This window comes from Legionella drozanskii LLAP-1, assembly GCF_001467585.1.
GTDB classification, from domain to species: Bacteria; Pseudomonadota; Gammaproteobacteria; order Legionellales; family Legionellaceae; genus Tatlockia; species Tatlockia drozanskii.
Window position 1 is genome coordinate 289,568 of the sequence record NZ_LNXY01000027.1, and the last position, 12,799, is coordinate 302,366.

Sequence of the window (12,799 nt, forward strand, 5' to 3'; positions counted from 1 at the left end):
CTCATCCTCTCAACATAATGACTTTATACTCAAGTTCCTTAAATTCCTCAGTTAAAAAATACATTCCCAATATGCAAACAATCGCTAGGGCAAAGGTAAAACCAAATCCGTAATAAAAAGGCCCCAGATAGATCGAGATAGGTGTAAAAATTACGTTTAAAATAAAATACAAAAGCGAAAGTACAAACACATCCCGCCTTCTATCCATATAGTATAAAATGTCATTAATTGCTAGGAGTACCACTTGCAAACTTGTGCCAATAACGGCGACATAAAGCAAGTTATAATAGAGAATGGAGATGTGCAGTAGCTGCAAAATTCGTTCACCAAATAGAAAAACAAGGATGACGGTTAGCGCTTGAATTTTTACAATTGAACTAATCACATTAAAGGCATAGCTAATCATTTGATCACCAGCAATCTTAATGTAAGCTAAGGATTTTCCATTACGAATCGACTCATTAAAACGATTATAATAGTTCGAAAAATCGGTCTCAACGAGTAAAAGAAAAACCGCTAATCCTGGTAATAAGCATAAATAAGCAAGAAAGATTGGAATATCATAAACCCATGAAGCGCGAAAAACTCCAATAACTGGATAACTTGTACTCGGATTAAACCAGAATATAAACTTATCTATCCATATGGCTAAATTGAAGAAAAAACCACTAATAATAAGAAGCTTAAACAGGCTTCCTTTTTCTAAAAAATGAAAGTCAATAATGGAATTTGTTGGATATTCTTTATAAATCGCCAGCAGTAAAATAAATAATAAAAAGACTTGGCCAACTATAAAACCAAACATAAACCCATCTAATCCATAATTGCGTAACAGATAGGCCAAAATGACAACCAGTGCATAACTGCCCGTGAAGGCTTGGAGTATGATTTTATAATCTTTCAAAGCAGTTAAAAGAGTCACCACCACCCAAATATTTGATAAACTGATAAAACTTCCCATAAGCAAAAATCGAAAACAAATGTCTTGTTGTGGAAAGAAAAATAGAACGAATAAAAATGACAGTAAACCACCTACTGTAGTCACAATCAGCATCATTCCATTTAAATTTGAAACGAGATAAGTGGCTTTATTTAAAAATAATTGGTCCGAGCAATAACGTGAAAAACTATTTCCTGCAGAACCACTAAAAATTAAACTGCCAGCAATCAGATAAGTAATAATGACTTGGAATTGCGTAATCGCTAGCCTATCTGCGGGTATAAATGCAACCAAAATGGCGAGTATTAATATAGATATAATTGAAGCTAGCCAGGGGCCGCCACCTATGATTCCTGCCACAGAATAAGCAGCAAATGTCCTAGCAATACTTTCGTGATTCAAAATCTTACGTAATGAGAATCCAATTCCCGCCATTCAATTATCCTCCAGATTGTCCTGACTAACTCATCACCTTTTCATAGATGTGTTCATATCGTTCAATCATCAATCGTTCATCGTAATATTTTTCCACTCGTTTAATTGCCGATTGACTCATTTCCTTCCATAGATTGGGGTTATTCAGAATTTCCAGAATCGCCGTTTCTAACTGTCGAGTTTCAGCAACTTTAACTATTTTCCCTGCTGGTCCTAATTCCGCATCCTCTCCTTCCGAGCCAAGTACCATTTCTTTGCACGCGCCCACATCGGTAGCAACAACCGGTATTCCTGCACCAAAACTTTCTAAAAGTACCAAAGGCATACTCTCTCTGAGAGCACTTAAAACAACTAGCTTCACTTTTGGCAAAACATCCTCAACTTGCTGATGCGGTATAAATTCGACAATATCTCCTAATAAAGCATTTTCAACTAAGTCCACACATTCTTGAGCATATTCTGGATCTTGATCGGTTGAACCAATAATCCACACTTTTAAATTGGGTATTGCATTATGTATATTCGGAACTGCTCGGATAAAACCTTTTACATCCTTAATTGGAACAACCCGGCCAATAAAACAAATAATTGGAAGCTTCTCCTCTAATGGCCGTCTCAATTTTTTAAATCGCTCTATATCAATTCCATTAGGAACTATGATGGCTTTCTTTTCGTCAGCACCCTCATTGATCTGGATTTGATGCGCATGATTAAACAAACTCACTATTGGATCGGATACATGATAGGCCAATGCGGCTAGAGTTTTAAAATAGCGATCCCAGAGATGGCGCAAATAGCTTGTTTCTGTTAATCCTCGTTCCGGATCGTCGCGAAAAATTTGACTCAAAAAAATATCGATTTTACGTTCTTTTGTATAAATACCATGCTCAGTGAGGACGACGGGATATTTAAAATGCCGTTGGATAAAAAAGGCAAGTAAACCTGCATAACCGGTAGAAATCGTATGCACAAGTTTTGTTTTAGGCATAGTTTTAAGAATCGTAATAAATTTCCATAACGGTTTATGAATATTTCTTATTGTCCAGAAATAATCGATAAATGAAGCATCCTCACACTGTTTAGTATATTGCTCTTTGATATATTCCCAGCTCAATTCGCCATATAAAAATTGCTCATAATCCACTCCATCGGGACCCTCCATCATCAAGCTGATGTCATCAACTTGTTCCAATGCGCTGTAGGGGCATTTAAACGATTCATGCATTGCTTCAAAAAAGGCGAAGCATTCTTCATTACCCATTAAACTTGTTTTAGATGGCGGAGGATCATCTTCGTCAAATAAATAAAAAATTTGGAAATTAAGCACGTTATCAGGAAGTACATAACGAATCCCATCTTTATAGTGCTCAGGTGCCCCACCTAAAAAAATTAGTGCAAAACTATATTGGGGAAAATTTTCAATAATCTGATGCACCCATGAAGAAACGCCTCCATAAATCATAGGATAGGAGCCTTCTAAAATTAAGGCGATGTCGACCTCTGCAGCTTGTTCTTTGAAGAAATAGGGATTCATTTTTCGCACCAAAATTCGACAATTTTGTTAATTTTTAGAATATATCGAAAGCTACTATCAGTACATAAATACTCTCTCACCTCACTATACTCTCTTCTTTTGTAAGCTAGTTCTGCTAAATAAGGAATTATCTTGCTGCTGGGTGCTTGCAATTTTGCAGCCGCCGATAAATGATAAAGCCCCTCTTTTAATTTGCCATTTTCAATATTTATTCGGGATAATAAAATTAATAAGGCGGTATCTTCTGGCAAAGCTTCCATCGCAACATTGGCAAAAAATTCACTTCTCTCTAATAAAATGGAACGGAATTCTTTTTCAGATAAATTACGATAAACAAGTTCCCAATATAACAAGGCTATTTGTTTAGCAATCACTGCAGCTTTATAAGGCTCATGAGCTTCCTCATATTTTTTTAATAGCTGAGAAATTTTTGTTTGTAGATAATCTTGTTGAACTTCTAACATCGAAAATGCGGAAATACGTAGCTCCTCCAAGTCATCAGACACGAGGGAACTATAAATCAAATTCGTTTCTCTGGGTAAACCCCGACTAATACTGTAAAGTGCTTTGTGACGTTCATCAGGCGAATAATTTGGGGAATGCAAGCGAATATCAGCCCAACTAGTCGCGTAGGCAACTATCTTGACAGGATTTTTGCGTGAGTATTCAACAGTTGGGTAAACATTAACTTCTACGGGATGAAAATCTCTTCCATATTTTTTGAGAAGATACATGCCCACTAAGATTAAAATATTCCCCAATAAAGGAATAAAACTGCCAATGCTTACCAATAAATAAGTAAATTCTCGGCGACGTTTAACAATTTCCAAATTATAGACATTTAGTAGCATATAACTGACTAAAACGCTGATCAGAAAATTAACGAAAAAAAGGGCTATGACCGAAGCAATTGTCGGAGAGGGTTGAAATAACAAGCTCGAGATCTGATCAATTGGATTGGTCAATATTCTTTTCCTTTATGAAATTTAAAAAATAATTCATAACACTTAATGGGTCATCATCATAAAGCTGCATCGAGCGAGTTTTTATTTGCTCATTCTCAAACGATAAACCTAAATCTAAGTTGAGGTAATTTTTAATTCGGGTCATATATCCATGAATACCAGCAGCAGAGGTAAATGGCATTAATGTAATTAGTACGTCGTAATCATCCTGTTCTAGGGACCAATTAGAATCTAAAAGCCGATGTTGATTTCTTAAATTTTCAATAACATTATGAGGTCTCAATCTTTTCGAAACCATGACTGCAACAAGAGCACTATCAACATTGAAATCTTTCTTTAGTGGAGTAAGTCGATTGAACTGTCTTGCAAAATCAACAGAACATTCAGGATAGTGACGCAGAAAATTGCTAATGTCCGGTGAAACAATTATTTCTTTGCTGAAATAGTAAATTAAGATATTTAGAATTCTGAGTGTCTCATCATTTAAATTCCAGAAAGGCATTTCTTTGATCACAAGAATTCCTAACCGCCGGTTCTCATTGGTAATCAAGGGAGCCGCCACTAAGTAAACGCAATCGCTTGCGTCTTCCACTTGATTAATACTTACATAACAAACTTCGTCTGATTCCAAGCATTTTTTTATGAGAGGATCATGCTCTATTAATTTTCCAATTAAACCTATTTCAGCAAAGGGTTCATTATCCAGAGCTTTGGCTTGATATAAATAAATTCCACCTATATTAACATAGCAGAATTGCGAGATAAGTTGTAAAAAAGAATAGGCTACTTCTGGCGTTAATTCTCTATTCTCGTTGAGATTTAATTTTAATAATTCCTTAAAAGCCAACCTAAGGGTCATCGGTTTTGAAATGATATTTTGCTCTAAATAATCAGAAGATACCCGCAGCATGTAATAAGATCGAGAAAGACTTTTTAACCGTTCATCATTATAGGATTGGGTGACTTCCGCATTTAATATTCGTCTTATCCAAGCAGAACTGACTATAGTACACACTAAAATTAAAGTCATGCCGCTTAGTATGTAAGACTGAAAATCTGCAATTGGGATTGTACCAGTATCTTTTTGGATAACAGCCGCAATAGTTATAATGGCGACCGAGAGAAGTGCGGGTCCAAACCCATACTGAAAAACAACAATGACTGGGATTAGCCAGGGCCAAGGAAAAATTCCCCTCACAAAAAGAGGATTAGTCGGGTGAATTAAATAACAAAAACCCAAAGCGAGGAGAGTAAGTACAATAGGCTCCCCCCACATCCATAGGCTAGTTTGTCGCCAAGTCCATAAATTTTTTAAAAATAATTTATTGTCCATATCAGCATATTTTTAAACAGGAAAGCATTTCATTGATTAGACTCTGTGCTATGACTGCTAAACCAGAGCGGCTTGTACCTATTTTAGAACCTACAGAACTCCAAACGAGTGCCCCGTTACCAACGCTATACAGTTGCAAGGAAACACCTGCAGTCGGCTCCCCATCAAGACCTACTTTGTAATCCCACTCGTTCACCGCGCCCATCATGACATAATTTAGATGTCTCGCCTTTGCCCAACTAAGTACTGCGCTTAAAGGGGGTACGGAATTAGGACAAACAATTAATTTATTACAATTCGCGGTAGAAGGATAAATAGCTAATGATCGCACGCCTTTGGAGCGCAAGACACCGGCAGTAATACTCATGGCTCGATAACCAGCTTGAGGAATTTCGGTATTATTAGCAAAGATTGCCATCCCCCATCGGCTATTAGGAACAATAGGTACCCCAGGGGAAGAGTTAATTCTAGTACACCCTGACGCCAGGGCCACTAAGGCGATAATAATGAGCGCTTTCAATCCATATTTCATTCTGACTCCTTGTTAAATTTGTCTAAATTTTTTTACATATAAATGCGATAACTAATTGTTGCTAAACGTAAAGCTTGTATGCCTGGCCCTTGGTTTGTTCCATACTCATAATAAAACAGTAAATGATCTCTACCAAATACTGTTCCACTAATACCAATCTCATATAATTTTCCGATTCCGATTAAGGTATTTTTTGAAATAGTCGCTGAAGCAAAAGGTCTCCAACGATGAGTATATTCGTCAGCAATGTTCAAGTCTAAGAATTCTTCAACAAACTTCTTACCAAAAGAAACAGTGATGCCGTATTCAGTAAAATTGACCGGAATTAAAAAATTCGCGTTGGGAGTTTCATTCACTGGAACCAGTTTAAGGATGCTACCGCGCAACAGGCTTCTGGTTTTATTATAATAGTGAGTGAATTCTCCATAAGGTGAAATGCTCCAATCAGGGTAAGAAGACCAAAATTTGTGCTCATAGCGTAAGGTAAATTGCGTACCGTCTGCCACATGCTGACCTTGTTGAGTATAAAAGAAATTTTGTTGTAGGTTTCCAGTAATACGGTCTTTAAAGAGGAGCTTATAATCAAAATCCAACTCTAAATCATTTTTCATTCCACCCACGTACAAGGCTTCTGTATCTTCTGCAGGTTGATGATAGCCTACTGTACCAACTATGTCTAAATCACTGTAAAGCTGATATTCACGAGCTAGTTTCGCTGTCATAAATGAGTTTAGATTATTACGATATCCCAGATCTAGGTCTAAATTACCTCGTCGCAGCAAAGTACGGAATTTGACTCCTGCACGCTCATCTTTTCGCGGAACCGCTCGAAGCTCTTGGTTAATTTCAGATGTGACCTCATTATTTTCATCAAAAGAAAAAGTGGTGCTAGGTTTCGATAAATTATGACTAAACCAAACGGAATTATAGGGCGTTATGCTAAGGCTTGGCATTAAAAAATAAGTGAACGAGGTATTAGTTCTAGGTCCAACCACATTTCCGTATTGGTAATAATCCTCACCAAAATAGATATTATTAGCTGTTTTCAACATAATTGGCGTGAAATAGTTATCATAAAGATCGCTATCTTTTTTAAATCTTTTTAATGCGTTGAAGGCATAAGTTTGTCCGTAAGGTATCGCATTAATTGCATCAGCAGCACTAATTTGGTCGCGATAAGCTACATTCTCTTTAGCACTAACTAAGTCGCCCAAAAATACATTTTTATCCCTCAATAGGTCACGCATAGTTCTTTGATCATTACGTGCGAGGGCAATACTCATGCGAGCCCAAAGAGGAGGTTGAATCCCTATACGCTCATAATGCGCCTGTACCGCCCGAGCTAAGCTGATATTATTGTGATCTAGCGCCCAAGTTAACATCAATAATTCAGTATCTTCAGTCGGATGTTTTTCTAACATCGACAAAGCCACAGCAGTAGGATCTCCACCGGCATTATAGATGGATAATTTTACATAATTCACTAATTGCACATAATCGGGAGGCGATTGTTGGTTTCTGAGCAACTCTAAATAAAAAGGCCATGTATAATAGCTAATTTCATTCGCTTCACGCTCAAAGAAAGAATTTTCAAGCGAATCTTTAAATAAAATGAGCCAGTAGGGATCTTTCTCATACTCTTTAAATTGTTGATAAAATAAGCTGAGAAGTAACCTTGTCATCATCGGATCATTTAATCGAGAATAAGCCTCCGCGTAAGGGCCCCACAGGATGGGGGTTTCAGGCACTTCACTCTGCCATAAAGGTAAAACTTTTCTAAGAAGAGTTAGATTATTAGTTTCCACTAGAAAATAAATAAGTTCTGATCTGAAATAGGGATCCTCCGGTACATAGTTAATCCCTTCCAAATAAGTTTGTAACAACTGGTTTCCATCCCTCATCCGCCGCCAATAATAACTTCGCGCGTACCAATAACTAGGATCATACTTAAGCATCTTCAAGAGAGGCGCAGGAATTCTTGCAACAACACCTGGAAAATCCAAACTTCGATTTCTTGTCATTAATGAAAAAATAGTCGAAGCAAGAGAAGCATTATTAGGATGCTGAACCATCCCTTGCATAGCGTATTGATAAGCTAATTGAGGTTGATTCCTTGTAGTCAGCTCGATAAGTCTTGAATAGATATCGACTTCTGGTTTTTTCCCTTTCAGTAATTGCTGCAGGCTATAAATTTCTTCTGCTGGTTTATTGGCCAATAAAGAGATTGTTCCATAAGCTCGCCAAAATTTAAAATCTATCGGCTGCGCTTTTGGACGAGCTTGGTTCATCACTATTTGAGCTTGAGCCACATCGCCTTTCAACACATAAATTTGTGCTAAAGCTTCAGCAATATCAGGAACCATACCATAAACAGCAGCTAATTTTTGCAACACCTCCAGCTGAGCATTCGGATCATCGGTTATCTTATAAATATGCGCGATGGTATCTAGATACACGACCGGTGGTAAGCGACTCTGATTGGCATTGAGTACTTGCATTAGTTCGGGTATGTTGCCTAAGCGCAACATGGTTTCGATATATTCTCGCCAAAGAACAAGCGTTGTGTTGTCCTCTTCTTTTAGATTTTTTAACTCTAAGCTAAGAAATTTTGCTAAGCTATCGTCATCATGAAGCGTTTCGGCTAATTTCTTACCTTTTAACCCAGCCTCCATGTCATTAAAATTAGTTTGTAAATACAAATACTCTCCAATAGCGACGCCAGGTTCCATATTCCACAATGAAACTTGGGCAAGACGCTCGCGCCATACTCTCGATCCCGGTATTTGTTCTGTCGCTGCCATGGCAATAGTGTAAGCACCTTTGGGGTTATTGCTTTGCATGTAAACTGAATACGCTAGCTCATAAATATCTTTATCGTATTTAATTATTGTTACTGCTTGGTGCTTAGTGTCATCTTCTTCTGGAAGTGTAAACTGAAATAATTGGTCAGGGCTAATCGTCGCTGCTTTAGAAGCTGTACTTAGTTGTGTGACGGGAGTAGTTGTACCGACGCGAGTCGCTGCTTCTCTTTTATTCATTTTATTAGTTTGTGAAACAAAACCAGATACTGCACTGCTTCCAGATACGGCTCCGATTTTAGCCACTACCCTTTTACTTATTGCCGTAGATTTCACAGAATTTACTTCGAACGAACCTAGTTGTTCAGCAGCGGCTGAAATTGCGGCTGAGCTCAAGCTCAGCGATTCGTTTGATTGCAGAATCAGATAGAGCAAAAATAGGGAAGTATATTTTTTCTGCATCATTCCGGTAAGTCCTGATACTGTAAATGCAAAAGCTGACCTACAAACTGCTCAGCGACTCTTTGTTGTCCTGCCCTAAGTGCAACCTTAGTAATATAAAATAAAGTAGCTTGATCCTCTTTTAACCCATCAATGTTCTTTTCCGCAAAGGCAAGCGTCTTTGTAGGATCCCCGCTTGCACTCAAGCTGTTCAAGGCTTTGGTAAAATACAGACGCTTATCCTCTGTTTTAGTACTCTTCTCCATCGCCATTCGATAAAATTCAGCACTCCCTTCATAGTCTTTCACAAACATTGCCGCTTTTGCAGCTTTAACATAAAAAGCGATTGGCCTTTTTTTATCTCTCAGCATTACTTTTTTATAGAGGACATCAGCGACTTCCGGTGTATTAGTAGAAAGGGCTTCGTCGGCTAATTGAACTTGCTCATCTGAAGTTAAGTAGGGTGAGTTAGCTAGCAGGGTCTGCAGCGATTTCAAATAGTTTTCTTTTTCTCTTCGCGTAAGAGTATTTGGGCGTAACTGAAAGGTTTCAACACGATAAATTTGATAATAAAGCCAGAGTGCTCGCCATTGAGTTTCAGAGGTAGGCGAAAAGCTAATGAGTGGCGCGAGTGCTTGTTTTGCCTCTTGTAATTCACCTAAGACTAAATTTTGTTTAGCAAGATTCATTCTTAGCGCTACATTAGTGGGATCTTTAGCAATTAAATTTTTTAAGAAACTGACTGATACTCGGCTTGGTTTTGTATTATGCAAAACAGTATCTATAAATAATCCCTTTGGAAAAAGAAGAAGGAAAAGGCCTATGAGTAGCAATACAAAAACTAGCATTTGCCACCAGCCAAAAAACTTTTTCTTTTTCTTATTCGCAGCGAAGAGCGAAGTCATATTTTAAATCCCTTTTGAATTCGAAGTGTTTTTGTGTGCCCTGTTGAGATTGAGGCACCATCTTTTCCTTATCCCTCCATAAAGTGCAGTTCTCTACATTTTCGAGAATAAATTTAGCCGGTAAATATCCTTCCAATGAAAATTCAAGGTCTTTTTCTTTTCTTACAAAGCGCGTTACTCTGGCATTCGATTCCATAAGAAATGGAATCGTAGGGGGTTTTTGTGTTAGACGAACGAAGGCTTTGCCTCCTGGACCTAAATGTAAGTAAAAATCTTTATTGTAAGCACTGTAGCCAATCACATTAGTACTACCCACTAAATCTGGGTATCCCATCGATTGAGGAATTCGCAACTCTCGAAGATCATCATTCGTAAAAAATGACCATCCATCTTGTTTTTTAGTAATGGATAAACTAATAAAATCTTGCACCTTATTAAAATAATCAGAAACAAAAATATTCATTACCGGTGTTGATAATGCATAATCAAAAATTTTATGCATCGCCTTAACGCCGCCTAACTGATCTAAAGTAAAAAAGTGAAAATAAATATCGATCGGCTTCAATCGTTGCGGTTTATCAGTCAGTTTAAACGCATCGATAATATCAATGATGGAATAAAAAACAGGGTTTTGGACGATTGTTTCGTAATCATTACCCGTAGGAGCAAAAACTTGGTAATAGGGTCCTTGATAAAGCCCCACCGCCGGGACTTGCACCTTTGAATTATAAAAATTAGTGATTAAGCTTCCGGGGTTTAAATTCGCTAACCCCTGCTGGTAAACATAAGAAAGCGCTTGTTCACTCACATTACCATCACCTGGCCATAAAAACACCCGACATTTCTTCCCTAGAGGACTAAGATTTTGATCGATGTACTCAACCGATCCGACCACTTCCGTACGATTGTTAAATACATAATTTGGAATCAAAATTGTAAAAGGATTCGGTGGTTTTCCTTTATAATTTTCCGCATCTTCCCAATTGTAAGCATGGCTATACGTATGGCTTGCAATTTCAACATTAGGTAGAGCAAAAATTCTGCGAGCAATATTTTCTAAGGTTGGTGAGAGCTTAGGATAAAGACCATTGGGCGCAATTTCTCCTTGGATAATTGATACCGTTGTAGGTACATTATAAAACTCTAAAAAGTCCTTCCGCATCACTTCGCTAACCCAGGTACCTTTATACCACTCACCCTTATTTGCAAATCCATCACCATCAATGTGGACCAGCATTAATCGTCGACCATTTTCAGAGCTCAGATCAGGGATTGGTTGATCAGGAAAATGCAAAGCTTGTTTAAAAAATTCGAAAGGATTAACGGACCAACGATAATAGTCACCCACATTAGGAAGGAAAACATTACCTGTTAAATAATAGCCTCCCCAAGGAGTCAATCCTGCAACATCGAAAATAGCTCCATTTTCATCTTTTGCTCTTAATAAAACGGTCCCTTTTTTTAAAGTAATCGCCTCAAAGACTTCACTACCAATGACAGGGTTGGCCTCGTAACCCATCATAGGGGCTTTGTATACGATTCTTACATTTTTAGGTTTTGGGAAATAGAGTGGAGCCGATAAGCCAAAAGTTCTTAACTTTTGTTCATCATCGAGAGAAAAACCAAATCCATAGAGAATCACTAAGGGTATCTTTTTTTTCATCTGCTCTTTATACCACTTATAAATTTCGTCCTCTCTACCAATAAGAAATTCGGGCACATAGGACACTATCCCCGCATAGTCATTTGGACTTAAATTTTTAGGAAGTGGCGTTCTAACATTGTGCAAAATAGTGACATAACCAAGATAATTGATTGGCATTGATAAGGCCTGAGAAGCTTCAGAAGATAGTTTTGCACCGGGACTATTCACTTCTCCATCGTAGAGAATTAAAACTTTTCGTGGAAGATGGGCTGAAACATTTTGTGGCTGAGCAAAATAAATTTTTTGTGGAGAAGGATAAGCAACTTTATTTAAGTAAATCTGAGTAAACGTACTGTCCGTGATCCATGGATTGAAACCTAGGGCTGCGATTTTTTTTGCAGCAGCTTCTGCATTTGCCGCATCTTTAGGGCTTAAATAATCTACGACAGTAACAGGAATCCCCCTATTCTTTACCGCATAAAGCTCTTTTAATAACGCAGACCTGTCTTTTTCGGGCACTTGGAAGTATTCTTTCTTCTGATTATTCCAACCATTAAATAGTGATTCAGCAACGACCCCGTCTACTGAGGTCTTGAGTTCAGGTAACACTTCAAAACCACGGTTTAAGATAAGCCTAGCATCAGGGTATTTGGCTTTTATTGCGTGAATAGTAGAGATAATCCCTTCTTGCTGCTTTTTCATTTTTTGTGGGTCTTCAGAGACAAGGCGATAAGAATCCAATGTGTCTAGAAAAAATCCTCGATAACCTTTATTCCAGAGAGGAGTTATTATTTGATTAATAAAAAATTCTTGCCAAGCAGGATTTGTCTGATCCAAAACCAACGAGTGCCAATTCTGATTTTTCGCTAAAACCCAACTTTTATCGATCGGCTTTCCATATTGATTTAAATTGATTGCCTCCCCCAGAGAAGCATAAGCATAGACCTTATGGCCATCGGTTTCTAACACATGAGGATTTAGACCGCTGCTGGGCTCAATGACCACATTCTTAAAAAAACGTAATTTCTCCAGTGGCGGCTGAGAACCATAATAAAAAGCCAAATTATATTGGGAGGAAAATTCGGCCAAAGCAAACCCGGAATACAATAGGATACCTATCAGCATAGAAAAACGCCGATATTGATTCAGAAAGCACATCCTTTGCGCTACAATAAACCCTATCATCCTTAATCCTAAAAACCTTTTATAATTCAGTTCCAACCTAATATTGCTTCATTCAAAAATAAAAGTCTATTAAATCACTACGCTTA

General features: G+C 37.7%; 8 protein-coding genes. All 8 read right to left on the reverse strand.

Features of this window, described 5'->3' with window-relative positions; all coding sequences use genetic code 11:
- Window position 1: 1 nt before the first annotated feature.
- From pelG to Ldro_RS10590, 8 genes are read right to left on the reverse strand one after another with little or no spacing between them, the layout of a single operon-like run.
- Complete coding sequence (gene pelG, locus Ldro_RS10555) at window positions 2-1,375, reverse strand: exopolysaccharide Pel transporter PelG (protein WP_058496381.1); 1,374 nt, start codon at window positions 1,373-1,375, stop codon at window positions 2-4.
- Between the two features lie 25 nt (window positions 1,376-1,400).
- A complete protein-coding gene (gene pelF / locus Ldro_RS10560; protein WP_058496382.1) occupies window positions 1,401-2,909 on the reverse strand; it encodes a GT4 family glycosyltransferase PelF in 1,509 nt (502 codons plus the stop codon).
- On the reverse strand, window positions 2,906-3,874 hold the full coding sequence (locus Ldro_RS10565; RefSeq protein WP_058496383.1) for a tetratricopeptide repeat protein: 969 nt from the start codon (window positions 3,872-3,874) through the stop codon (window positions 2,906-2,908). The genes pelF and Ldro_RS10565 overlap by 4 nt, the downstream gene beginning before the upstream one ends.
- Complete coding sequence (locus tag Ldro_RS10570; RefSeq protein WP_058496384.1) at window positions 3,858-5,207, reverse strand: PelD GGDEF domain-containing protein; 1,350 nt, start codon at window positions 5,205-5,207, stop codon at window positions 3,858-3,860. Before Ldro_RS10570 ends, Ldro_RS10565 begins: the two co-directional genes overlap by 17 nt.
- A 1-nt stretch (window position 5,208) precedes the next feature.
- The gene (locus tag Ldro_RS10575; protein WP_058496385.1) at window positions 5,209-5,739 is read right to left on the reverse strand and encodes a hypothetical protein; all 531 of its coding nucleotides are present in this window, start codon (window positions 5,737-5,739) and stop codon (window positions 5,209-5,211) included.
- Between the two features lie 32 nt (window positions 5,740-5,771).
- Entirely contained in the window at window positions 5,772-9,002 is a 3,231-nt protein-coding gene (locus Ldro_RS10580; RefSeq protein WP_058496386.1) for a tetratricopeptide repeat protein, read from the reverse strand.
- Window positions 8,999-9,883 (reverse strand): tetratricopeptide repeat protein, encoded by an 885-nt coding sequence (locus tag Ldro_RS10585; protein WP_058496387.1) that lies wholly within the window; start codon window positions 9,881-9,883, stop codon window positions 8,999-9,001. Before Ldro_RS10585 ends, Ldro_RS10580 begins: the two co-directional genes overlap by 4 nt.
- Entirely contained in the window at window positions 9,858-12,713 is a 2,856-nt protein-coding gene (locus Ldro_RS10590; protein ID WP_058496388.1) for a bifunctional glycoside hydrolase/polysaccharide deacetylase family protein, read from the reverse strand. Before Ldro_RS10590 ends, Ldro_RS10585 begins: the two co-directional genes overlap by 26 nt.
- Between the last annotated feature and the right edge of the window lie 86 nt (window positions 12,714-12,799).